We start from the raw sequence: 24,358 nt of genomic DNA, 5'->3' as shown, positions 1-24,358 counted from the left end.
AAGATATGTAAGTTACAAATGTAGATAATTTAAATTTTAATTTGTTGAAATATAAATTCTAATGGTAATTTTACCTCTGTAATTATAACATAATAAAAAATAGGATTATTTTTGATTAATGTCAGAATACAAAGTCATTTTATATAAATCTTCGGATAAAGAAACATGGAACAATTTTGTTTTGAACAGCAACCAAAACACCTTTTTGTTCCAGCGTGAATTTATGGATTATCACAGCCATATTTTTCATGACTTTTCCTTATTAATTTATAAAAAGCAAAAGCTTATTGCCTTATTGCCTGCAAATTTGGTAGATAATTCGTTGTATTCGCATCAAGGATTGACTTATGGTAGTTTAATTTATTCTAAAAAAATAAAAACAACCGATTATATTCAAGTATTTAAATCAATTTTGGAGTTTTTATACCAAAAGAAAATTACCAACTTAATCTTAAAAGAACTTCCAGCTATTTATCTGCAAAATCAGATTAATAATCCAATAGCTTATATACTATTTAAAACCAATGCTGAGTTATTAAGAACAGATTTGCATTCAGTGGTAGATTTAAAGTATAAATCATATTCAAACAGCAGAAAAGAAGGTTTTAAAAGAGGAATTAAATCGAAATTAAAAGTTTTAGAATCACAAACTTTTGAATTATTTTGGAATACCATTCTAATTCCAAATTTAGAAATAAAACATGCGGTAAAACCCGTGCATAGTATAGAAGAAATCACACTTTTAAAATCACGATTTCCAAATAATATTAGACAGTTTAATGTGTTTTATAAAGAAGAAATTGTTGGTGGAACGACTATTTTTGAAACACAAAATGTAGCACATTGCCAATATATTTCCGGCAATGTAGATAAAAATAAATTGGGAAGCTTAGATTTTCTGCATCATCACCTCATTGAAAATGTCTTTAAAAGTAAAAAATATTTCAATTTTGGAACGTCTAATATAAACCAAGGTCAACACATAAATGAGGGCTTATTATTTTGGAAAGAGGGTTTTGGGGCGCGTTCAATTTCACAAGAATTTTATAATATAACTACAGAAAATTTTAACGTGTTCGACGATGTGCTGGTATGATTAAATTCTTAGATCTACATAAAATCAATAACCGTTTTCGCGATGCATTTCAAGCCTCTTTTAGTAAATCTTTGGATGATTCTCATTTTGTTTTAGGTCAAAATGTTACAGCGTTTGAAAATGAGTTTGCTGCCTATTGCGGAACAAAACACTGTGTAGGTACAGCAAATGGCTTAGATGCGCTCACATTGATATTAAAAGGGTATATACATCTCGGAAAATTAAAAAAAGGAGATAAGGTCATAGTACCTGCAAATACTTTTATTGCCACAATTTTGTCGGTTTTACATGCCGAACTTATTCCTGTTTTAGTTGAGCCTAATTCAGAGACTTATAATATCTCAGTAGAGACTAATTACAGCTTATTTGTTGAAGCTAAGGCTGTTATTATGGTACATTTATATGGCCAATTAGCTCAGGTTGAAGCATTACAGCAAATAGCGTCTGATTTTAACTTATTGCTCATAGAAGATGCAGCTCAAGCACATGGAGCAATTTTAAATTCTAAAAAGGACAGTTCAACTTCAACTTCACCTAAAGCAGGTAACCTTTCAGATGCCGCAGCATTTAGTTTTTATCCTAGTAAAAACTTGGGAGCACTCGGAGATGGAGGCGCAGTTACAACCAATGATTCAGAACTTATTGAAGTTATAAAATTGCTGCGTAATTATGGAAGCGAGGAAAAGTATACCAATAAAATTGTGGGATACAATAGCCGTTTAGATGATATACAAGCAGCTTTTTTAAGTATCAAACTGAAAACTTTAGATAAAGACAATCAAAGACGACGTGCAATTGCAAAAGCTTATTTAAAAGGAGTTAATAATTTAAAAATTAAACTTCCGTTTTACGATGGATCTCAGAATCATGTGTTTTATGCATTTGTTGTTGAGGTTGAGGATAGAGCAGATTTTACTAAGTTTTTAGATCAAAATGCTATTGAATGGTTAATCCATTATCCAATTCCACCACACCAGCAAAAAGCCTTGCAAACATTTTCGTATTTTAATCTGCCGCTTACAGAAAAGATTCATAAAAGAATTATAAGTTTGCCAATAAGTCCTGTAATGACAGATAATGACATTCAAACTGTTATAGACATTTTAAATATCTACTAATTGAAAAAGCTTTTTAATTACATAAATGACGAAGTTTTAGTAAAGGCAGCGAATTTAAATATGGCTAATCTTAGCCTTAGGATTATTGCCGGAATTTTAATTTCTAAGTTCATAGCTATTTACATAGGTCCACAAGGTATGGCCTTCATTGGGAATTTACGAAATTTCTTAAGTGCCATTCAATCCTTAGCAATTTCAGGTCTTTACAAAGGTGTCGTTAAATTTGTTAATGAATTTAAAGATAATGCAGTTGAGCTTACCAAGACTTTATCTACAGTATTTTACTTCGGATTCTTTTCTTCTGTGTTTTTGGCTTTTGTATGTTATTTCAATGCAGGCTTTATAAATGATATTATATTTTCTTCAAACTACAACTATATTTATGTCATTGAAACCTTGGCGCTTGTCTTACCGTTTTATGCTTTAAACATGTTTGCGTTTTCCATTATGAATGGGTTTTCTAAGCATAAATTTTTACTGCTTATTAATATTCTTAGTCAAATTTTAGGACTTTTAGTGACTTTAATTCTTATTTATCAAGAGAATATTGATGGTGCATTATTGGCTGTTGTTATAACACCAGCATTAAATTTACTTATTACTATTGTAGGTATCGCATTCAGAAAAAGCTTAGTGTCTTCAATTAAGATTACTCAAGTAAGTTTGTCTATTTTAAATAAACTGAGTCCTTATATGATAATGGCTTTGGTTAGTGCTATTGCTTTACCTATTGTTATGATTATAATTAGGAATTACCTCATTGATGAGGTAGGAATAAAATCTGCTGGATATTGGACAGCGATGACCAGAGTTTCAGATTATTATCTCATGTTTATTAATTCGTTAATGGCACTGTATATTTTACCTCGATTTTCTGAAATCAATTCAAAAACAGCATTTAGAAAAGAAGTTTTTAGCTTTTATAAAACCATAATGCCTGTGTTTTTAGTATTGTTACTTATTATTTACCTTAGTAGATCTCTGTTAGTAAACTTATTGTTTACTGAAGACTTTAAACCTGTTGAGGATTTATTTGGTTATCAAATATTAGGAGATATTGCACGTGTACTTTCTATGGTTATTGCTTATCAATTTTTGGCAAAAAAGATGTTTGCTCACTTTCTTATTTTAGAAGTGTTCTTATTTGTTGTTATGTTTTTTTCTAGTATTTATCTTATTGATGAATTTGGACTTAAAGGCGCAGTAATGGGACACTGCTTAAGCTATTTTATGTACTTTGGAATAATACTATTACTTTTTAGTAGTTCTTTGTTTGGGGTTATTACCGAAGAAGGCCTAGATAATTAATAAAAACCAACAAGTGAAGCTTCCAAAATTTATTAGTAATAATATCGTGCTTAAGATTACATCACTTAATGCAGTGGTTATTACTATTAGGTTAATAGTTTCTGCATTTATTCAGCGTTTACTTGCGGTTACTGTTGGAGAAGCTGGTTATGCAAGTATTGGTCAGGTGAGGAATGTTTTAGCAATGCTCACAAGTACATCTACCTTAGGAACATTTAATGGTGTTGTAAAGTATGTCGCTGAATTTAAAAACAATCAGCCAGAACTTTCAAAAGTATTTTCAACTGTAACCATTTTTGCTATAATTGGTTCCGTTGTTTCTGCAGCTGTTTTATTTTTTGGAGCCTCGTATTTGTCCAACTACCTTTTTCATTCTCAGGAGTATATTTATATTTTTCAGTTATTAGCGGTTATTGTGCCTTTTGTTGCTGGAAGCCGCGTGGTTAATGCTGTAGTTAGTGGTTTATCAGATTATAAACGCTATGCTAAAATAGAACTCATCAGTTATCTTTTGGCAACCGTTGCTGTTGTTATTGGTTTATATACTTCAGAATTAAAAGGCGTAATTATAGCCATTGTACTAGCACCAGTGATTCAGTTAGTTGTTTTGGCATTTGTATTTGGAAAAACGTTAAAAACCTATGTAAAGTTTAAGTCTTTAACGCTTAGCCTTATTTATAAAAATAAGTTATTAGCATTTACATTAATGTCTTTTATATCTTCATTTTTGTTGAATTATATAGAGTTGAATATAAGAACCTTGGTCACAGATGAAATAAACATTAATGAAGCTGGGTATTGGACCGCAATTACATTTATTTCTAAAAACTATATGGTGTTTGCCACAGGATTATTTACGCTGTATGTGTTACCAAAATTCGCCAGCATCCATAATAAGCACGAATTTAAGATTGAAGTAGTCAATATTTATAAAACCATACTGCCAATCTTTGGATTAGGAATGCTTTTAGTTTATAGTCTTAAAGACTATATTATTCTTTTTATTTACCCAGATTTTACAGGAATGAAACCTTTGTTTAAATGGCAATTATTAGGTGATTTTGTAAGATTAGGCGCCTTAGTCTTATCCCATCAGTTTTTAGCTAAACGACTAGTAAAAAGTTTTGTGTTTACTGAAATAATTTCTCTAGGATTGTTTTTTGTATTGTCAAAAGTCTTTATTCAGTACTATGGTACAGAAGGCATTGTTATTGCGCATTTCGTAAGGTATATTATCTACTTTATAGTCGTAGTTTTTGTAATTAGAGGTTATTACAATCAAACGGCCTCAAAAACGGAGTAGTCTCAAATATGATTTTGCCACGTTTTTAGGTAATTCTCAGCACAAGTTTTATAATTATGATGTGTTTCTACAAAGCGTCTAGCTTGTATCGAAATTTCAAGAATTTTTTCAGGATTAAGAATTAACCACTCTAATTTAGTTGCAATGGTTTTAGCATCTGGTAAAGCGTTTATAGCAATAGTATCTTCTTTAATATTATAATACTCTAGCCACTCTTTTTCTGCACCTGTAAAAACAACCTTCCCTTTGGACATAGCTTCTAAAGCATTAAACCCTTGATCGTAAGCATAAATTTGATCGAGCATTATATGTGCTTCGTTATAAGTTTTTATGTATTCGTTATAAGGCAAGCTTCTTACAGTTATAATTTTTATTTTATCTGCATACTTTTGATTTATAATCGCTAAGGCTTCTTCAAAAATATCATTACCTTTTTTGTAATAGTTATTTGAATTTATACCATGAAATATGACGATTTTATCTTCAATTTTTAATGGTTTAAACTCTAATTGTTCCGTGTTTATCGGATTTGGAATGAGTCCCAAATATTTAGGATGATTTAATAGTGGTAAATGATAATCTAAATCGGATGCTATAACGCCAACGATAGATTTATAAATATGATGGTGAAGTTCTACAAAATCGGGCTCTAAATATTTTAAACCATAAGAGCTTAAAATTTGATCTTTTCCATTTAGATAAGGAGTTAGAATTGAATATCTAAATTTTTTATCGTACGCATATTTCACGCTTATGTAATCGGTACCACAAGACAATAGGAAAACGTTTTTATTCCAAGTTGAAATTAAATCGAAAATCTCTTTTTCAATAGTGGCAGTACATAAAAATGAGGCTTCATTAATAAATTGAACAACATCAAAATCACTGAGTTTGGGTTTCAGATTAATGATTTGTTTTTTAATTTGAATTGATTCAAGGTCAATTTTAGTAAATCTATAAATAAGATTTTTGAATTTTCTTAGAAATCCTTTTTCATATGTTTTATAAATAGGGAAGTCCACTTCATAATTCTTAAAGCCATCTTTTGCAGCCACAATTGTAACATCATGGTTAAGTAATTCTAATCCCTCTTTTAAAGAATTATGAAGCCTGCTATATTCGCCAACTAATAAAATTTTCATGTAAAAATAGAGGTGTTTTATTTTGAGACTATTGTCTCATTATTGTTAAATTGAGTGAGTAAATGGAACTTTTTTTTGAGACATATACTATAATTCAAATAAGCATGTTTCATTTATATCGTTACATTTGTTTCAAAGATACTCGTTAATGACAAAAGCCAATAAAAAAAAGATTTGTATTGTAGTAAGTTCTTTAGGTAAAGGTGGTGCAGAACGCTCTTCTGGCTTATTATCCCAAATGCTTTTTGATGTTGGTTTTGATATTCACGTAGTGAGTGTGTTAAATACAATTGAATTTCCATACAAAGGAAAGTTACTCAATTTAGGCGCATTAAAAGATGAAAATGATTCTGTTTTAGGGAGGTTAAATCGGTTGCGAGTTTTTAAACGGTATTTAAGAAGACATAATTTTGATTATGTCATTGATAACCGAACTCGAATAGGTTTATTTAAAGAGTTTATAATTTCAAAATTAGTATACCAACCAAATAAGACCATATATTGTGTGAGAAATTACAAAGTGGACTTGTATGTGCATTCTAATAGGATTTTAGCACAATTTTTATATGGTAATGCTTATAAAATTGTTGGTGTTTCTAAAGGAATATGCGAAAAGCTAATTGAAGATTATAGTTTTAAAAATACCAAAGTAATTCATAATCCTGTTGATACCATTGAAAATAAAACAATTGCATCTGAACGAACTAGTTCTGAGGACTATATTCTTTTTTTTGGAAGATTAGACGATACGCATAAAAATATTTCTCTGTTGCTTGATGGTTATGCTGCTTCATCACTAGCAGAAGCAGGGATTAAACTTAAAATTTTAGGTGAAGGTTCTGATTTTGAAATGCTTAAATTGCGTATTGATGCATTGAATCTTTCAAATGATGTTATCTTTTTGCCTTATATGTCCAACCCAAATGAAGTCATAGCAAATGCGTTATTTACAGTATTAACTAGCAGGTATGAAGGATTTCCAAGAGTTCTCTTAGAGTCTTTGGTATTGGGTACTCCTGTGGTTTCTGTAGATTGTAAATCAGGACCCAATGAAATCATAGTTAACGAACATAATGGTCTTTTAATAGAAAATTATAATACAGAAGCTTTAGCAAATGCTTTAACTCGATTAAGTTCTGATACTGATTTATACAAACATTGTAAGGCTAATGCTGAATCTAGTGTCCGTAAATTTTCACGGCAAGAGATTACCAAAGTATGGCAAGACTTATTAAAATAAAACTGAACATGAATACTATAAACAATGTTAACATAATTGATATCCCTAAAGTTCATGACGAACGTGGCTTTTTAGCGGTTATAGAAAAAGAGACCATTCCCTTTAGTATTAAACGTGTTTATTATCTGTATGATGTGCCTACAGAAAGCAGTAGAGGAGGACATGCTCATAAAGAACAAGAATCCGTTATTATTGCATTAAGTGGCAGTTTTGAGGTTGTTGTAGATGATGGTAATTCTAAAAAACGAATAATGTTGAACAAACCTAATAAAGGCTTGTATATACCAACGGGTATTTGGAGAGAAATAGATAATTTCTCTTCCGGAGCGGTTTGTTTTGTTTTGGCATCTACGGAATATGATGAAGCCGAATATATAAGGGATTATGAGGTTTTTAAAGGTTAATTACTAGAATAAAATACCTTTTCTCCTTTCAAAGATTTTATTTGAAGCAATAATTTTAGCAACCATTTAGGACTACGTAATAAGAAATTTTGTTTTAAACTCAAATTGCTTTTGTCTAGTTGCGAAGTGTAAAATAAAAAGTGGTTTTTGTCATTTTGTAACTTACTAAGTATAGCCATTGAATAACGGTTTAAATCCAAAAAAATGCTTAAGGCTTTGTTTTCTTTTTCTTCAATTTGATATTTATCAAACTTTGGTTTTTTACTGAGATCAAATGTAGTGTTAGACAAACTTGAAGGATAAAAATTATAATGAGCCAATTGCTTGTTTATAAAAAGAATGTCAAAATACAAACCAAACCGAATCCACATATCAGTATCTTGCCCAGATACAATAGACGTATCAAAATACCCCGTTTTTTCTATAATTGATTTATTAAAAACAACACTTGAGCTGTGAATTATCGAAAATTTCCGGCTAGACTCATAATAATTATGAATACCATAGAGTTCCTTTTGGTTGAAGCTATACGTGACTGGTACAATTTTATTCTGATACTTTTGAGATACTCCTGCTGAAAATATTTTTAAATCAGGAAACTTAATAATCGCATCAACCATGTGTTGTAAGTATTCGCTTTCCCAAGAATCATCGCCATCTAAAAGTGCAATGTATGATGCAGAAGCAGCTTTTATTCCAACGTTTCTTGCATGAGATGCACCTTGGTTTTTAGTGGTTATTAGTTGGATACGTTTATCATTTAATGATTCAACTGCTGCTACACTATTATCCGTTGAGCCATCATTAACAACAATAATTTCAAAATCAATAAATGATTGATTTATAACACTTTCTAGCGTTTTTTTTATGTAGTCTTCTTTGTTATAGACTGATATGATTATAGAAAAAAAAGCCATTATTTTTTCGAATTTATATAACAATAATACGTAAGTCGGTACAAATCAAAAAACTTGAGTGACGGTTTTTTTCCTAATAAATTTTTTCTGAAAGTGTTTTCGTGTTTTACATAGATAGCTGAAAGTAATTTCGAAATTCGGTTGTTTTTAATTGAGGCATACACCTTTGTAATTTTAGTATAATCTGAAGGTAATAAATCTTGTTTTACAAATAAATTGATCGCCTCTACGGAATCTAGAGATTTTTGTAGAAATGTTTCACTGTTTTCAATGCCGAGGTGATAAACGGGGTTTTCAATATGTTCAATCTCAATATTCTGTTCTTTTAAGTTGTAAGAAAACAAGGTGTCTTCATGTCTTAAATTCGGAATGTCTTCATTGAAACTTACTTTTTGAAACACACTTTTATGAATTAAAAAGCTCAAAGTTAAAAAGCTTACATATTTGTGCTTTTGGCGTTGTTCTGTAGGTAATGCTTCTCTTTCATTTCCATAAATCCACCGTAATAAGGAGCTATCATTAACACGGTTTTCTTGATATAATATACCGCCATAAATTATTTCAGTTTTTTCTGAAATAGCTTCGAGATATCGCTCAATAAAGTTATTGTGTTTTGGCATAACATCAGCATCGAGAAAAAGACACCAATCGTATTTTGCTTGTTTAGCAAGTTGGTTTCTTATGGCACTTCGTCCTATGTTTTCTGGAAGAATGACATATTTGGAATACGAAAAGGTATTTATGGTTTTGTTGATTTCTTGTAAATCCCCATTATTAGAACAGTCATCAAAACATAAGATTTCAAAAGGATAATCTGTATGAGATAACTGCTTATGTATTTCGGAAACCAGCTCGGAAATATTATAATTATAAACAGGAATTAATACAGAAATCATAAATTATAAAAAGTGTTTAAATTTATTTTTTAACTAGCATTACTGTTTCGGGTTGTAGCCCGAAAATATCTTTTGTATTAGAATCAAAAGACGCTATGTCAACTTTAAAACCCTTAGCTTCTAATCTGTTCCTCAAACCTTCAACAGAATACACCCTAACATGATCGTCTTGTCCAAAAGCAATTTTACGAGCAGATTTAGTAGTTATACTATAGTCTTCATAAATGTCACCTTCTTTAAAAGGGGTTTGTATAAGGCATATACCATTGGGTTTTAATACACGAAACAGTTCAGACATGGCTTTGGTATCATCTTCAATATGTTCTAAAACATGATAGCATATAATCGCATCAAAAAAATCAGATTCACATGCTATTGCTGTAATATCGTAATTATAATCTGCAATAAATTCATTTTCAAAATCAGAACTGTAATAATTAATAGTGTCTAGTTTTTTGAGTTGCTCAGAAAGTGCGCGTGGAGGTGAAAAATGTAAAACAGTTCCGTTTAATATTTTCTTCTCATTTAATAGCTTATATAATCGTCTTGTACGACTTCTACTACCACACCTAGGACATAATAAATCCTTATCATCTAACTCAATAAAACGATCTAAGTTGAAATTACAGATATTACATTGAAGGTTATTTCCTTTGTATTTTACACTTATGAGTCTTCTTAAAAAGAATTCATTTTTTTCCAAAAGTTGTTTTGGAAGAATCTGTTTTGCAACTTTTTTTAAGCTTCTATACATTGTATTTAACTCTTACGTTGCACCACCTCAAAAACCTTGTTTTCATCACATTTTAAGGTTTTGCTTGGGTATTTTAAAAGTAAAGCATAATCGTGTGTGGCCATTAAAATGGTGTTACCGTTTTTATTAATGTCTTGCAATACTTCCATGACTTCAATACTGGTTTGAGGATCTAAATTTCCGGTAGGCTCATCTGCTAAAATCAATTCAGGGTCATTTAACAAAGCACGTGCAATAGCAATTCGTTGTTGTTCCCCACCAGAAAGTTCATGAGGGTATTTAAAGCCTTTAGTCTTCATGGCTACCTTATCTAAAACAACATCAATACGATCTTTAATACGGTCTTTTTCTTTCCAACCTGTTGCTTTTAATACAAATTCTAAATTGCCATTAATCGTACGATCTGGCAGTAATTTAAAATCTTGGAATACAACACCTAATTTTCGTCTTAAAAACGGAATATCTTTTTCTTTCATGGTTTTTAAATTGAAATCAACCACAGAGCCTTCACCTTCTGTTAGTTGTAAATCACCATAAAGCGTTTTCATGAAACTACTTTTTCCACTTCCTGTTTTCCCAATAAGATAGACGAAATCGCCTTTTTGCATTTCAAAATTCACCTTAGACAGCACCATACTGTCACCTTGATAAATCGTAGCATCTCTAAGTTCTAAAACCGTTTCGGACATATTTTAAGTATAAATAATTGGTAACTGTAAATGTATTGCTTAAAATTTCAAATGACAAATTGAAAAAGCCAAATTCTTCTATCAAAGTATCACATTAAATTTTTATTACAACTTAAAATAATCGATATAATTCTGTAAATCTTTATCACCACGACCAGATAAATTAATCACAACAACGTCGCTAGGTTTAAAGGTTTTATGTTTAAAAATAGCCAAAGCATGCGAACTTTCAATAGCCGGAATAATACCTTCCAATTTTGTTAATTCTAAACCAGAATCCATAGCTTCATCGTCGGTTGCTGAATAAAATTCACCACGACCTGTTTTATACAAATGTGAATGTAACGGCCCAACACCAGGATAATCTAACCCTGCAGAAATAGAATAGGGCTCTGTAATTTGTCCGTCTTTGGTTTGCATTAATAAGGTTTTGCAACCGTGTATAATACCTTCTTTCCCTAAAACAGAAGTTGCGGCACTTTCACCTGAGTGAATGCCTTTTCCAGCAGCTTCTACAGCAATAATACCAACATCTTCATGGTCTAAAAAATGATGATAGGTTCCTGCGGCATTACTTCCTCCACCAATACAAGCGACGACGTAATCCGGATTTTCTCGACCTTCTTTTTCCTTTAATTGCCACTTTATTTCCTCGGAAATTATAGATTGAAATTGGGTCACCATGTCAGGATATGGATGTGGTCCAATAGCAGAACCAATGATGTAATGCGTGTCAACCGGATTATTAATCCAATCGCGAATAGCTTCATTAGTAGCATCTTTCAACGTTCGGCTACCAGATAACGCAGGAACCACTTTGGCGCCTAACATTTTCATTCGGGCGACGTTTGGGGCTTGACGTGCAATATCAATTTCTCCCATATAAACCACACAGTCGATACCTGTTAAAGCACAAACGGTTGCGGTTGCAACTCCATGTTGACCAGCTCCGGTTTCGGCAATAATTCTGTTTTTACCTAAACGTTTTGCCATTAGAATTTGACCAATGGTATTGTTGATTTTGTGGGCTCCAGTATGATTTAAATCTTCACGTTTTAAATAGACTTTGGTATTGTATTTTTCTGAAAGACGTTTCGCAAAATAGAGAGGAGAAGGACGACCAACATAATCTTTTAAAAGTTGATTGAACTCTTCTTGAAACGAAGGTTCAGCCATAATCTTTAAATAGTTTTGACGCAATTCTTCTACATTTGGATAAAGCATTTCGGGAATGTATGCTCCACCGAATTCACCGTAATACCCTTTTTCGTTAATCTTGTATGTGTTTTTCATAAGCCTTTGTCATTCCTACGAAGGCAGGAATCTATTATTTTTAATTTTCATTGTGGATTCCGCATCACGTGCAGAATGACAGATGAGTTATAAACTTTTCTAACTCTTCAATATTTTTCAATCCAGGTTCAATTTCAAATTTACTATTCACATCAATAGCATAACAGTACTTTGAAGCTAGACTTTCTTTAAAGCTGTTTATTTTTTCAATTTCATGTAATCCAATTCCACCACTTAAAAAATAAGGTTTGGTTGATGGATACTGTTCTAATACATTCCAGTTGAAGGTGTAACCGTTTCCGCCTGGTAATTTTCCTTTGGTATCGAATAAGAAATAATTACAGACATCTTCGAAAGGTTGCAGCACATCAAAGTTGAATTCATCTTTAATGCTGAACACCTTTATAACTTGAGCAGTGTTTATTGCTGCACAATATTCTGGTAATTCGTGTCCATGTAATTGCACGGCTTGTAAGTCGAATTTTTTAATAGTGTCTTTCACAATTTCTAGTTTTTCATCCACAAAGACACCAACCTTTTTAATGGTTTTTGGCAATTCAGGAATCGTAGTATCAAAATGTCTAGCTGATTTGTCATAAAATATAAAGCCCAAATAGTCTGGTTGCAGGTTAGCAACAGCTTGGATATTGTCATTATATTTCATGCCACAGACTTTTAGTTTCATATATTCCAGCGAAAGCGGGAATCTCATCACGCATTCGACTTTTTTAAATTATTATGTATGTTATGTGTTAAGATCTACAAGGTTTTTGAAACCTTGAAGGTCACTTAACGTTATTTGTTTAATTCTTGTCATTCCTACGAAGGCAGGAATCTATTTATTTCTTTTCGATATAATTTTTTCGTACTTCAAATATCACTCGAAGTGACGTTAAAATTAATTTGTTTCTTTTCAATTTTAGACCTGCTAGCTTTTATAAACCTTGCAGGTCACTTAACGTTAATTTCTGTCATTCCTGCGAAGGCAGGAATCTATTAGTCTTATAGTTCATAGTGGATTCCGCATCACGTGCGGAATGACAACTTATTTACTTAGCTGTTTTATAAACTGACCAGCACTTGCTCCAGGATTATCTGTTTTCATAAAGTTTTCACCTATTAAAAAACCTTTGTATCCATAAGGCTGTAATTCTTTGATGGTGTCCACTGAACTAATACCTGATTCTGACACTTTTACAAAATCATTTGGGATCAATGCACTTAATTGTTTTGAGATGTCTAAACTGACTTCAAATGTTTTTAGATTTCTATTGTTTACACCTAGCATATCTAAAGATGGCATAATGGATTTGTGTAATTCGTCTTCGTTATGGACTTCTAATAACACATCGAGATTGAGGCTTTTTGCTAATTCAGAAAACTGCTTAATCTCAGCTTTGGTTAATATGGCTGCAATTAGTAAAATAGCATCTGCACCAATGGCTTTGGCTTCAATAATCTGATATTCATCAATTATAAATTCTTTTCGAAGCAAAGGCAATTCGCAATGTTCTCGGGCAATCATTAAATCGTCCATGGAACCACCAAAATAAATCTCGTCCGTTAAAATAGACATGCCACATACTCCTGCGTTTTCGTAACCAATGGCAACATCTTCAACCAGAGCAGTATCATTTATAATAGATTTAGAAGGAGACTTGCGTTTAAATTCGGCAATTATTCCTGTGTTACTCGATCGTAATATTTTTGACAATGACCTTGTTTTCATTCCGAAATAAGGTAGTTGTTCATAAGCTTGAATAGGAATTAGTCCTTTTTTAAGGTTAACTTCCTTGCGTTTGTCTATTACTATTTTATCTAAGATGTTCATTTGCTTAATTCAATTAGTTTATCTAAACTCTGTTTTGCTTTTCCGCTTACAAGTGATTCTTTGGCCAATTCAAATCCTTCCTTATGTGAAATTTGTTTGGACGTAGCAATGGCTAGTCCGGCGTTAGCACACACCACATTGTGCTGTGCTTCTGTACCTTTATAATTGATAACACTTTTAAAAATTTCGGCAGCCATTTTTACGCTGTTTCCTCCAAAAATTTCAGACTGTTGGATTTGTTTGACTCCTAAGTCATGCGGTTCAAATAAGGTTTCTGAAGTATTAGAAATCACTTTCGTTTTTCCTGTTAATGAGATTTCATCATAGCCATCTAAAGCATGCACAATGGCATAATTTTTATCCGATTCTTGATATAAGTAACTGTACAATCTTAATAACTCAAGATTGAAAACACCGACCATTTGATTTTTAGGAAATGCAGGATTTACCATGGGGCCTAACATATTGAAAAAGGTTTTTACACCCAATTCTTTTCGGATTGGTGCTACATTTTTCATAGCAGGATGAAACAAAGGTGCATGTAAAACACATATTCCGGCTTCATCTATACTACGTTTTAAAAAGTCGGTATCATTTGTGAATTTTATGCCTAAATGTTCCATAACATTTGAAGAGCCACAAGCCGAAGACACACCATAATTTCCATGTTTAGTAACATGAACTCCAGCACCTGCTGTCACAAATGATGATAAGGTTGAAATATTAAAAGTATCTTTTCCGTCACCTCCAGTTCCACACAAATCGATAGTCTCGTAATTGTCTAAATCTACAGGAATACATAACTCTAATAATGCATCTCTAAAACCGCGAAGTTCTTCCGTAGTGATACTTCGCATCATATAAACGGTTAAGAATGATGCAATTTGACTTTGGTTATATTTCCCTTCGGATATGTTGACCAAGACGTTTTTTGCTTCTTCACTAGAGATACTTTCTTGGTTGATGAGTCTGTTTAGTAATTGTTTCATATCAATGTTCCGTAAAACGGAATATCTTTTTAATTAAATATCTTTTTTAGTTCTGTTCATTTTGTCTTGATACAAAACGAACCAAAAAATCACAATCAAAAATAGGAAATTGCTAAAGCATCATTCACTTTCAGAACTTCGTGCTTGAGGCTACGCCTCGCATCTTCGTTCTTTCGTTCATTATTTCTGATTTTTGATGTTTCCGACTATGTCGAAATTTGGGGCATTAATTTTTACTAAATATTGTATTCTTCCCAAATTATATTTTAATTTTTTCTCACTTCTCACTTCTCACTGTTTACCCAATTTTCTAAAATCCGCTTTCCATCTGGTGTCAACACCGATTCCGGATGATATTGCACACCTTTTACATCGTAAACTTTATGTCTTAATGACATTATTTGACCGTTATTATCAAAAGACGTGGCTTCTAAGCAATCTGGTAAATTGGCATTAACGACCCATGAATGATATCTGCCCACTTCAAAAGTTTTGCCTAAGCCTTTAAAAAGGGATTCATCATCCACTGAAAGTGTAATGCTAGTGGCTACACCATGATACACATTATCTAAATTTTCTAATGAACCTCCAAAAACTTCTCCAATAGCTTGTTGCCCTAAACAAACCCCTAAGATACTTTTGGTTGGTGCATAAGTTTCTATAATCTGTTTTAATAAACCGGCTTCATCTGGAATACCAGGTCCTGGAGACAACACAACTTTTTCAAAAGCATCGACTTCTTCTAGCGTTAGTTTATTGTTTCGTTTTACGGTGACTTCACAATCTAAGTCCTCTAAATAATGAACTAGATTGTATGTGAAACTGTCGTAATTGTCTATGACTAATATTTTTTTCATCTTAAATGCCTGCGAAAGCAGGTATCTTTTTAATTATATTTTAAATCTCTTCAGCCTGTTCAATCGCTTTTGTTAAAGCACCAAGCTTATTATAAACTTCTTGCAATTCACTTTCGGGATTAGATTTGGCAACCAATCCTGCGCCTGCTTGCCAAAATAATTTATGATTCTGACTTAAAAATGTTCTAATCATAATGGCATGATTAAAATTACCGTTAAAATCCATAAAACCGATAGCTCCACCATAATAACCTCTGCTTGTTTTTTCGTACTTTTCAATCAACTGCATGGCTTTGTGTTTTGGTGCTCCACTTAAGGTTCCGGCTGGAAATGTGTCTGCAACCACTTGCATGGTGTCGGTATTTTTGTGAATTGTACCTGTAACTTTACTTACTAAATGTATCACGTGAGAGAAGAATTGTACTTCTCTATAATTTTCGACAGTAACATTGCTTCCGTTTCTACTTAGGTCGTTTCTGGCTAAGTCAACTAACATGACATGCTCGCTGTTTTCTTTATCATCTTTTATTAATTCTTCAGCTAATTGCGCGTCTTTAAGGTCATTTCCACTTCGTTTAAAAGTACCAGCAATAGGGTGAATTTCGGCTTTACCATCACTAACTACTAATTGTGCTTCTGGTGAGCTGCCAAATATTTTAAAATTCCCATAATCAAAATAGAATAGGTAAGGGGAAGGGTTAATACTTCTTAAGGCTCTGTAAACATTAAATTCATCACCACTAAATTGTTGCGAGAATTGTTTGGACAGTACCAATTGAAAGACATCTCCGCGACCACAATGTTTTTTTGCCAGTTCTACGTGTGCTTTATATTCGTCGTCTGTAAGATTTGACTCAATACTGCCTTTAGTTTTAAAATCGTAAGAAGCGTATTGTCTGGTTTGGATCAATTGTAAAATGTCGTCAATATTATTTTCGCTATGAAAACAATGAGCAAAAATATACGCTTCATTTTTTTGATGATCTATCGCGATGATGTTTTGATATACAGCATAGTATATTTCAGGAATAGACACTGAATGGTCTTTTTTTGAAATCTCAATGTCTTCAAAATATTTAATAGCATCATATGCAGTGTATCCAAAAATTCCATTATTAATAAATTTGAATGCTTTATTTGAATCCACTTTAAAACGTTGTGTGAATTTGTGAATTTCCTCAACAACACCGTCGCTTTCAATAAGGCTATTTTTAGAACTACCGTCGGGATAGGTTTGGTAAATGGTATTGCCTTCAACTTTTATAGAAGCAATAGGATTGCAACATATATAAGAAAAATTGTTGTCGTTAGCATGGTAGTCACTACTTTCTAACAGAATACTGTTGGGGAATTTATCTCTAATTTTTAGATAAATACTCACAGGAGTAATGGTGTCTGCTAAGATTTTTTTATAATGTGTGTTTAAACTAAATGTTTTCATTTTATGTCAAATTCAATTTGATATCTCTTTAGGCAGAGACAGGTTTCAATTTAATAGCTTCTGAAGCCTTGTTAAATAAAAAAAAGGCTTGTCGTGAATGACAAGCCTTTTTTTATATATGTATTACATACCAAGGATTATTTCACGAACGTAAGTTTGAGAAATTCCACCACCAAGTATGATTTGTATTTATTTTCATCTGAACATCAAAGATAGAAATCAAATTTCGGATTTCAAACACTTTAAGAAAAAAAGATTCCTGTATTAGTTTTTTTTACTAAAACAGGAATCAAAATTTAAATGTGACTAAATTTAGTTATTGGGGGATTAAAACTTAAGGGTTACATTTAAATCAAAGTCATCATAAATAGCTTTATCTTTTAAGGTTTCTAAAAGAGAAGGCGATTTGTAAGTGATGTTATGTTTTGTTCTATCAATTTTTAAACTTGCGGTTGCTGTGTTGCCTTTAATTAACATTGGAAAAGAGATCGCTTCCGTTTTTCCTTTAATAGTAACATCTGCATATACATTAAAAGTACCATTTTGACCTGTCACAGATGTAATTTCTAAAGTTGCTGTAGGAAACTCTTCTACACCAAAGAAATCATCAGATTTTAAATGGCCATCTAATTTTCCTTTGTATTCTCCTTGTAAATCTGTGGTATTAATAGAGGTCATATCTATGGTGAAATTTCCACCAGTTAACGTTTTGCCATCAAATGATAAAGTACCGCTTTTTAGATTAATCGTTCCAGTATGTTCTCCACCTACTTTATAGCCTTTCCATATTACTGAGCTCTCTTCAACTTTTACGGTTTTGTCTTTTAATGTCGTAAAAGACATAAATGATAATGCTAAAACTAATAGCATGGCAATGTTTGAATTTCTGTTTTTCATAATTATTTGTTTTTAAGTTTTATTAAAAGGGTGTTCAATTGTGTTAACTCGTCTTGAGTTAAGTTTTTTGTAATGTTTTTTTCTGTGTGATCTATAATTGGGTCTACTGTTTTTAGCGTTTCTAAACCTAAATCTGTAATAACGATTTCAACTTTTCTTCTATTGGATTTGCAAATCGTACGTTTTACAAATTTTTTCTTTATCAGCTTATCAACCAGTCTCGTGGTATTACTCATTTTATTTACCATACGTTCTTGTATGTCTTGTAAGTTTATGGCATTTCCATTTTGACCTCTTAAAATCCTAAGCACATTGAATTGTTCTAAGGATAAATCGAAAGGTTTTAGCTCCAATAACAAATCATCTTTTATCCAAGTGGTGGTATGAAAAATGTTAATTACTGTCGCTCTTGATATCGGTAAGTCAGCTTTTGTTTTTAATATGTCATTCAATTCTTTCATATACAACAATTGTATATACAAATGTATAGTTTTTATTGATATATGAAATTAATATTTTGTTAAATTTATAAAGTTATAGACTTTGATTAATAAATTTATAAGATGAAAAATGTAGCAGTTTTAGTTTTATTAATCTTGATGTCGTGTAAGGATACATCTACTACAAATGAGATTATAAAACCTGAGATCGTACCTAATGTAGCACAATTAGAGGCAGATCGTCAATTTGAGGTTTATGATTATGATGGTTTAGCACCTTTACTTAATAAAACGGATGGTAAAGTTCATATTGTAAATTTTTGGGCAACTTGGTGTGCACCTTGTATTAAAGAATTGCCTTATTTTGAGGCTGTCAATGAAAAGTATAAAGACAAAGGTGTAGAGCTATTATTGGTGAGTTTAGATTTTCCAAATAAATATGACACTGCCTTACAGCCATTTATAGAAAAGAATAATTTAAAAGCTAAGGTTGTTGCTTTAGATGATGTTGATCAAAACCGATGGATCCCAGCAATAGCAGAAGAATGGTCTGGTGCAATACCAGCGACAATTATTTACAGTAATGACAAACGACAGTTTTACGAAAAATCATTCACGCAACAAGAATTAGAAACCGAACTCAAACAATTTTTAAAATAATAAACAGATGAAGATATTAAAATTACTAACGGTAATGTTAGTTACACTATCTGCTATTACAACAAAACTAAATGGTCAGGGGTATAATGTTGGAGATATGGCTACAGATTTTAATCTAGAGAATATTGATGGCAATATGGTTTCACTTTCAGATTATAAAGATGCAAAAGGCTTTATTGTGACTTTTACTTGTAACACATGTCCTTATGCTGTAGCTTATGAAGATAGAATAGAGGCTTTAAATAAAAAATATGCTTCTAAAGGTTTTCCTGTTATCGCTATTATGCCAAACAATACAGATGTTATGCCTGGCGACAACATGAAAGCAATGCAAGAAAGAGCAAAATCTAAAGGCTTTACGTTTCCTTATTTAACAGATAAAGGTCAGAAAATTTATCCACAATACGGTGCAACAAAGACACCACATATTTACATTTTAGAAAAAACAATAGCAGGTAACGAAGTAAAATATATTGGGGCGATAGACGATAATTACCAAGATGCGAAAGCTGTAAAAGTAAAATATGTAGAAAATGCGGTTGATGCTTTATTAAAAGGAGAAGTCGTTAAAGTAAAGGAAACAAAAGCAATAGGTTGTACTATTAAAGTGTAATTAAATAGACATGAGCTTGTGCTTTTTAGATTAGATATGTTAAAAAATGAACCCGTTATGTAACACTTCGGGTTTTTTTACGTCTATATCACAATGAAATGTTAATTTTGCACTAATAATTAAGAAGACTATGGCAGATTTATCCCAAGAAGATTGGAAAAAACAACTTGAAGAAGACAATAATTCAGTTGTTTTAGATGTTAGAACACAAGAAGAAGTTGATATGGGTATAATTACTGATGCTATTCATATAGATATTTATAAAGGTCAAGGTTTTATTTATGAGCTTGAAGAGTTAGATAAAACTAAAAACTATTATGTGTATTGTCGATCTGGTGGTAGAAGTGGTCAGGCTTGTGCAATAATGAATCAATTAGGTTTTAATAACGCTTATAATTTAATTGGAGGATTTAGCGAATGGCAAGGAGATGTTGCCTTTAAAGACTAATTTTAATTCAAGTAATTATGAAAAAAGTATTTGTGATCTGTTGTCTTTTTACAGCAATGGTTTTTAATGTAAGCTGTTTAGATAAAAAACTCGATAATACTACTGAAGTAAAGTTAGTAACGGCTGAAGAAATGGAATCTATTCTAGAATTGGAAGATGTTCAATTAGTCGATGTGCGAACTCCAAAAGAACACGAACAAATTCATATTGCCAATTCTCAAAATATAGATTTTATGTCTCCAACTTTTGATGAAGACATTAATAAATTAGATAAAAAGAAACCCGTAATATTGTATTGTAAGTCAGGAGGGAGAAGTGCTAAATGTGCTAAAAAAATGAAAGATGCTGGTTTTGAAAAAATATACGATTTAGAAGGAGGAATTTCCAAATGGAAGCATTCCGATAAAATAAAGATTGAAGTTAAATCTTAAAACAAACAAACCGAACATCTAGTTCGGTTTTTTTATTGTAAAAACAAACGAAATTCCTAAGGTTTTTATAAATTAGTAGATTGTTAATTATTAATAAAAACACTTCAATTATTTTTGTGTTTTAATGCTTTATTTATGACGATTAAAAAAGTACTACTACTTAGCCTTTTTGTATTTTGTTTTTCATTTAATTTATTCTCTCAAGTTTTTGATCCCGTAAAATGGGAAACCAAAGTTGAAAAAATTTCCGATACAGAATATAACCTTATTTCTATAGCAACTATTGATTCTGGGTGGCATTTGTATTCACAAAGTGTACCCGACAATGGGCCTATTCCTACAGACTTTTCATATACAGAAAATGAAAATTTTGAATTAGTTGGTAAAACCTCTGAAGATGAAGGTCAGACAGTAGATGATCCTATTTTTCAGATGAAAATTAAATTTTTCGATAGTAAAGCAGAATTTAGACAACGTATTAAAGTTTTAAATAAGGAATTGTCCTTAGTAGAAGGGGAGGTTGAGTTTATGGTCTGCGACGATGAAAAATGTTTACCGCCAAGCTATATAGACCTTCAGTATAATTTAAAGAACGCTGAGGTTGTAGAAGCTAACTCTGCAGAAATGTCTCTGGATTTAACTGATGCTACTACAAACGCAATGGGTAGTTTAGAAGGAATCTTAGAGCCCGTAAAATGGAGTACTTCTGTTGAAAAAATAAATGATTCCGAATTGATTTTGGTTTCTACAGCAACAATAGATGAAGGATGGAAATTGTATTCACAAAATGTTGCTGATGGTGGGCCAATTCCAACAAGTTTTGACTATACCTTAAAAGAAGGTGTTACTTTAGTGGGGTCTACCAACGAAGAAAAAGGGAAAGAAAGTATAGACAAGGTCTTTGATATGAAGATTAAATACTTTAAAAATAAGGCGCAATTCAGGCAGAAAATTAAAATTTCAGATGCTACAATTTCTAAAGTCGTATCAGAGGTTGGTTTTATGTCTTGTGATGATACCCAGTGTACAGCGCCAACCTATGTAGATTTAGAATACGATTTAACTCAAACTGTTGCAGCAACAACAGATATATTAGCTTCTGAGACAGAAGGCGAGGAGTCAAGTAAAGGTTTATGGTCTATTTTTATTATTGCTTTCTTTTCAGGCTTTGTCGCATTATTAACACCATGCGTGTTTCCAATGATACCAATGACAGTAAGTTTCTTTATAAAACAGAGTCAATCTAAAGCCAAAGGCATCCGTAATGCTATTATTTATGGACTATCAATTATTGTAATTTATGTCTTGTTAGGTACAATCATAACAGCAATTTTTGGTGCCGATGCTTTAAATGCCTTAGCCACAAATGTTTGGTTTAACCTTATTTTCTTTATATTATTAGTGGTTTTTGCCATTTCATTTTTAGGTGCTTTTGAAATTGTATTACCAAATTCATGGGCAAATAAAGCTGATCGGCAAGCTGATAGAGGTGGACTTGTTGGCATCTTTTTTATGGCTTTAGCCTTAGCCATTGTGTCGTTTTCTTGTACAGGGCCAATAGTTGGAACTATTTTGGTGGAAGCGGCTTCAAAAGGAGGTATCGCACCCGTAATAGGAATGTTAGGCTTTTCATCTGCAATCGCATTACCTTTTGCATTATTTGCTGCTTTTCCAGGTTGGTTAAATTCATTACCAAAGTCTGGTGGTTGGTTAAATACAGTAAAAGTTGTTTTAGGCTTTTTAGAATTGGCGTTGGCTTTTAAATTCTTATCGCAAGCCGATTTAGTACTGCAATTACATGTTTTAGAACGTGAAGTATTCATAGCGATATGGATTGCTATTTTTGGAACACTGTCGTTGTATCTTTTTGGGAAAATACAATTACCACACGATTCACCATTAAAGCATATCTCAGTAGGACGCTTATTATTTGGTTTACTAACGCTAACGTTTACCATTTACATGATTCCAGGACTTTGGGGAGCACCTTTAAAAATTATAAGTGCTTTTCCTCCTCCGTTGGATTATTCTGAATCTCCATATGGAGTAGGGAATTCTAAAGGTGGCGGTTCTGTAAGTTCAACTGATATTCCTGAGGGTGCTCATTTGCTAGCACCACATGATATTTTAGCATTTAATGATTACGAAACCGGTTTGGCTTATGCTAAAAAAGTAGGAAAGCCAGTAATGCTCGATTTTACAGGTTGGGCTTGCGTTAATTGCCGAAAGATGGAACAAAATGTTTGGGTAGATCCTCAAGTGTTATCTAAGCTTAAAAATGATATTGTGCTTATTTCACTATACGTAGATGAACAAATAGATTTTCCTGAAGGCGAAGCACCAGATTCAAAATTAAGACCAGGAAAAAAACTAAGAAACAAAGGTCAGCTATGGAGCGAAATGCAAACCATTAAATATAAAACCAACACACAGCCGTATTATGTTTTAATGGATCATAATGAAGAAAATCTTAATGAGCCTGTTGCTTATACTCCAAATATTGATGATTATAATGCTTGGTTAAAAGAAGGTATTGCAAATTTTAAAGATTAAAGCACGAAACTAAAAACAGAATGCTCTCTTTTTGAGCTTTTTTTTACAATGATTTTGTAAGTGTGTTTTGTTTTTCTAATGTGTGCTATTCTATTGTTTTATAGAATTGACATTAAGCTTAATAGGCTAGTGTAGTGTTGTAGAAATATAAATGCGAACTATAAAATGCAGGTTAATTCTTTAGGTTTAGTTATTTTGTATTGAAAACTGATACAAATTACATTTTAGATAACTTTTTTTATAATTCTTCTTTTGCATTTAAGAGAAGGTATGCTTTTGTCTTTTTCTATTTGTCCATTTAAAAAAGCTGTTATTCTTTTTTCCAATTCTATTTTGCTACCATAAGTTAATAGTTGGTTTTTTTTGCAGAACTCTATTAATTCAAATTTTAATGAATTTTGGTGAATAATAGTATTAGAAGATAACGTCTTTTTCACAATAAACTGTTTATGGTATATTTAATTAAATACGGTGTAATTAGTTTTCTTTTTTATAAAGAAGCGCAGAGATATAGCTATTAATATAACCTCAATTAGATGCAAAAACTTAAGATTTAATTTCTGCGCTTCAGTTAATGTTTTTTTTATTCGGTCATTGGAGCACCACTTACAATAAGGAACTCTGAGCGTCTGTTTTCAGCATGTTGTTCTTTAGTACAACCCGCAGAACAATCTATTTTAGGTTCAGATTCACCTTTACCAACACCAGAAATACGAGAGGCATTAATACCTTTAGATATTACGTATTGTACTGTTGTTTTTGCTCTACGATCAGAAAGACCTGTGTTGTAGGCTTCAGGACCTCTTTCATCTGTGTGTGATGTTACACTAATAACTATTTCAGGATATTTTTTCATAATCTGAACTAATTTATCTAATTCAAAAGCAGCTTGAGCTGTAATGTTAGACTTATCAAATTCAAAGAAAATAGGTGCTAAATCAATTTTCACAGGTGTAATTAATTTTTCAATAGGATCTAAAGAAATTTGGATGTTATTTTCTTCTTCGTTAGTGCCTTTCACAGGAACTTTTTTACTGT

Annotated in this window: 26 protein-coding genes; 11 read left to right on the top strand and 15 right to left on the bottom strand. The window is 31.9% G+C overall.

The window, feature by feature from the left end; all coding sequences use genetic code 11:
- The first annotated feature begins 118 nt into the window (after positions 1–118).
- Genes KO504_RS01280 through KO504_RS01265 form a run of 4 tightly spaced genes read left to right on the top strand, consistent with a single transcriptional unit; the run spans position 119 to position 4,825 of the window.
- Complete coding sequence (locus KO504_RS01280) at positions 119–1,096, top strand: GNAT family N-acetyltransferase (RefSeq protein WP_215924527.1); 978 nt, start codon at positions 119–121, stop codon at positions 1,094–1,096.
- On the top strand, positions 1,093–2,214 hold the full coding sequence (locus tag KO504_RS01275; protein ID WP_215924526.1) for a DegT/DnrJ/EryC1/StrS family aminotransferase: 1,122 nt from the start codon (positions 1,093–1,095) through the stop codon (positions 2,212–2,214). Before KO504_RS01280 ends, KO504_RS01275 begins: the two co-directional genes overlap by 4 nt.
- Positions 2,215–3,522: an O-antigen translocase gene (locus KO504_RS01270; RefSeq protein ID WP_215924525.1), complete on the top strand. Its 1,308-nt coding sequence runs from the start codon at positions 2,215–2,217 to the stop codon at positions 3,520–3,522. It abuts the gene before it with no gap.
- Between the two features lie 13 nt (positions 3,523–3,535).
- The gene (locus KO504_RS01265) at positions 3,536–4,825 is read left to right on the top strand and encodes an O-antigen translocase (protein ID WP_215924524.1); all 1,290 of its coding nucleotides are present in this window, start codon (positions 3,536–3,538) and stop codon (positions 4,823–4,825) included.
- Positions 4,826–4,827: 2 nt separating this feature from the next.
- Here the strand turns inward: KO504_RS01265 and KO504_RS01260 are convergent, their stop codons facing one another.
- Positions 4,828–5,967, bottom strand: a complete 1,140-nt coding sequence (locus KO504_RS01260; RefSeq protein ID WP_215924523.1) for a glycosyltransferase family protein — start codon at positions 5,965–5,967, stop codon at positions 4,828–4,830.
- A gap of 148 nt (positions 5,968–6,115) precedes the next feature.
- Between KO504_RS01260 and KO504_RS01255 the strand changes: the two genes are divergently transcribed.
- Together KO504_RS01255 and KO504_RS01250 are read left to right on the top strand one after the other, a co-directional pair.
- Complete coding sequence (locus KO504_RS01255; protein ID WP_215924522.1) at positions 6,116–7,207, top strand: glycosyltransferase; 1,092 nt, start codon at positions 6,116–6,118, stop codon at positions 7,205–7,207.
- Between the two features lie 8 nt (positions 7,208–7,215).
- Entirely contained in the window at positions 7,216–7,611 is a 396-nt protein-coding gene (locus KO504_RS01250) for a sugar 3,4-ketoisomerase (RefSeq protein ID WP_215924521.1), read from the top strand.
- On the opposite strand, the gene KO504_RS01245 is transcribed toward KO504_RS01250, so the two are convergent.
- The 12 genes from KO504_RS01245 to KO504_RS01190 all read right to left on the bottom strand — a co-directional run bounded on the left by KO504_RS01245 (position 7,608) and on the right by KO504_RS01190 (position 18,636).
- Positions 7,608–8,528 carry a glycosyltransferase family 2 protein gene (locus tag KO504_RS01245; RefSeq protein WP_215924520.1) on the bottom strand — a complete coding sequence of 307 codons (921 nt, stop codon included), beginning with the start codon at positions 8,526–8,528 and terminating at the stop codon, positions 7,608–7,610. The two genes, KO504_RS01250 and KO504_RS01245, sit on opposite strands and share 4 nt — an antisense overlap.
- A complete protein-coding gene (locus KO504_RS01240) occupies positions 8,528–9,424 on the bottom strand; it encodes a glycosyltransferase family 2 protein (RefSeq protein ID WP_215924519.1) in 897 nt (298 codons plus the stop codon). The genes KO504_RS01245 and KO504_RS01240 overlap by 1 nt, the downstream gene beginning before the upstream one ends.
- Positions 9,425–9,446: 22 nt before the next feature.
- The gene (locus tag KO504_RS01235) at positions 9,447–10,127 is read right to left on the bottom strand and encodes a methyltransferase domain-containing protein (protein ID WP_252723592.1); all 681 of its coding nucleotides are present in this window, start codon (positions 10,125–10,127) and stop codon (positions 9,447–9,449) included.
- Positions 10,128–10,183: 56 nt separating this feature from the next.
- Entirely contained in the window at positions 10,184–10,867 is a 684-nt protein-coding gene (locus tag KO504_RS01230) for a cell division ATP-binding protein FtsE (RefSeq protein ID WP_215924517.1), read from the bottom strand.
- 105 nt (positions 10,868–10,972) lie between these two features.
- Positions 10,973–12,160 (bottom strand): tryptophan synthase subunit beta, encoded by a 1,188-nt coding sequence (gene trpB, locus KO504_RS01225; protein ID WP_215924516.1) that lies wholly within the window; start codon positions 12,158–12,160, stop codon positions 10,973–10,975.
- Between the two features lie 64 nt (positions 12,161–12,224).
- Positions 12,225–12,845, bottom strand: coding sequence for a phosphoribosylanthranilate isomerase (locus KO504_RS01220; protein ID WP_215924515.1), 621 nt, complete (start codon positions 12,843–12,845; stop codon positions 12,225–12,227).
- A 360-nt stretch (positions 12,846–13,205) separates the two neighbouring features.
- A complete protein-coding gene (trpC, locus tag KO504_RS01215; protein ID WP_215924514.1) occupies positions 13,206–13,991 on the bottom strand; it encodes an indole-3-glycerol phosphate synthase TrpC in 786 nt (261 codons plus the stop codon).
- Positions 13,988–14,980 (bottom strand): anthranilate phosphoribosyltransferase, encoded by a 993-nt coding sequence (gene trpD, locus KO504_RS01210; RefSeq protein WP_215924513.1) that lies wholly within the window; start codon positions 14,978–14,980, stop codon positions 13,988–13,990. Before trpD ends, trpC begins: the two co-directional genes overlap by 4 nt.
- Positions 14,981–15,264: 284 nt before the next feature.
- Positions 15,265–15,837: an anthranilate synthase component II gene (locus KO504_RS01205; RefSeq protein WP_215924512.1), complete on the bottom strand. Its 573-nt coding sequence runs from the start codon at positions 15,835–15,837 to the stop codon at positions 15,265–15,267.
- Between the two features lie 40 nt (positions 15,838–15,877).
- Positions 15,878–17,278, bottom strand: a complete 1,401-nt coding sequence (locus KO504_RS01200) for an anthranilate synthase component I family protein (RefSeq protein ID WP_215924511.1) — start codon at positions 17,276–17,278, stop codon at positions 15,878–15,880.
- Between the two features lie 327 nt (positions 17,279–17,605).
- Entirely contained in the window at positions 17,606–18,175 is a 570-nt protein-coding gene (locus KO504_RS01195; RefSeq protein WP_215924510.1) for a YceI family protein, read from the bottom strand.
- A gap of 2 nt (positions 18,176–18,177) precedes the next feature.
- The gene (locus KO504_RS01190; protein ID WP_215924509.1) at positions 18,178–18,636 is read right to left on the bottom strand and encodes a MarR family winged helix-turn-helix transcriptional regulator; all 459 of its coding nucleotides are present in this window, start codon (positions 18,634–18,636) and stop codon (positions 18,178–18,180) included.
- Positions 18,637–18,738: 102 nt separating this feature from the next.
- Between KO504_RS01190 and KO504_RS01185 the strand changes: the two genes are divergently transcribed.
- From KO504_RS01185 to KO504_RS01165, 5 genes are all read left to right on the top strand, one after another.
- On the top strand, positions 18,739–19,275 hold the full coding sequence (locus KO504_RS01185) for a TlpA family protein disulfide reductase (RefSeq protein ID WP_215924508.1): 537 nt from the start codon (positions 18,739–18,741) through the stop codon (positions 19,273–19,275).
- Between the two features lie 7 nt (positions 19,276–19,282).
- Complete coding sequence (locus KO504_RS01180) at positions 19,283–19,888, top strand: thioredoxin family protein (protein ID WP_215924507.1); 606 nt, start codon at positions 19,283–19,285, stop codon at positions 19,886–19,888.
- A 130-nt stretch (positions 19,889–20,018) separates the two neighbouring features.
- Positions 20,019–20,336: a rhodanese-like domain-containing protein gene (locus tag KO504_RS01175; RefSeq protein WP_215924506.1), complete on the top strand. Its 318-nt coding sequence runs from the start codon at positions 20,019–20,021 to the stop codon at positions 20,334–20,336.
- Positions 20,337–20,353: 17 nt separating this feature from the next.
- Positions 20,354–20,767, top strand: a complete 414-nt coding sequence (locus tag KO504_RS01170) for a rhodanese-like domain-containing protein (RefSeq protein ID WP_215924505.1) — start codon at positions 20,354–20,356, stop codon at positions 20,765–20,767.
- A gap of 135 nt (positions 20,768–20,902) precedes the next feature.
- Positions 20,903–23,320: a protein-disulfide reductase DsbD family protein gene (locus KO504_RS01165; protein ID WP_215924504.1), complete on the top strand. Its 2,418-nt coding sequence runs from the start codon at positions 20,903–20,905 to the stop codon at positions 23,318–23,320.
- A gap of 224 nt (positions 23,321–23,544) precedes the next feature.
- Here the strand turns inward: KO504_RS01165 and KO504_RS17410 are convergent, their stop codons facing one another.
- On the bottom strand, positions 23,545–23,757 hold the full coding sequence (locus KO504_RS17410) for a hypothetical protein (protein ID WP_354667372.1): 213 nt from the start codon (positions 23,755–23,757) through the stop codon (positions 23,545–23,547).
- Between the two features lie 146 nt (positions 23,758–23,903).
- The coding region (locus tag KO504_RS01160; protein WP_215924503.1) for an OmpA family protein at positions 23,904–24,358 on the bottom strand (455 nt) is incomplete at its 5' end.

The sequence above is a fragment of the Winogradskyella psychrotolerans genome, assembly GCF_018860565.1.
Lineage (GTDB): Bacteria > Bacteroidota > Bacteroidia > Flavobacteriales > Flavobacteriaceae > Winogradskyella > Winogradskyella damuponensis.
This window is presented reverse-complemented; position numbering and strand designations above follow the sequence as displayed.